The sequence below is a fragment of the Flavobacterium sufflavum genome (assembly GCF_004016525.1).
GTDB lineage: Bacteria > Bacteroidota > Bacteroidia > Flavobacteriales > Flavobacteriaceae > Flavobacterium > Flavobacterium sufflavum.
In genome coordinates, this window is record NZ_SACJ01000035.1 from 1 (window position 1) to 376 (window position 376).

Consider the following 376-nt stretch of genomic DNA (forward strand, 5'->3'; position numbering starts at 1 on the left):
GATCCAGAATTGACTCAGACCCTGAGCTTCACTGTTACCAATAACAATAACAGTTTATTTTCGGTACAACCGGCAATTGCAGCAAACGGAACATTATCATATACATTGGCAGCAAATGCAAATGGTATTGCGACTGTGACAGTAACATTGAGTGATAATGGTTCTAATGTATCACCTAATATAAATACAAGTGCAGCACAAACCTTCAACATCAATGTAACGGCAGTTAATGATGTACCGGTGTTTACGAAAGGAGCAGACCAGACTAAACTGGAAGATGCGGGAGCAATCAGTGTTCCTGGTTGGGCAACAGGTATAGATGATGGAGATCCAGAATTGACTCAGACCCTGAGCTTCACTGTTACCAATAACAATA

Annotated in this window: 1 protein-coding gene; it reads left to right on the plus strand. The window is 41.0% G+C overall.

Features of this window, described 5'->3' with window-relative positions:
• Positions 1-376, plus strand: a 376-nt coding sequence (locus EOD40_RS18060) for a hypothetical protein (RefSeq protein ID WP_164905514.1), incomplete at both ends; no start/stop codon positions are given.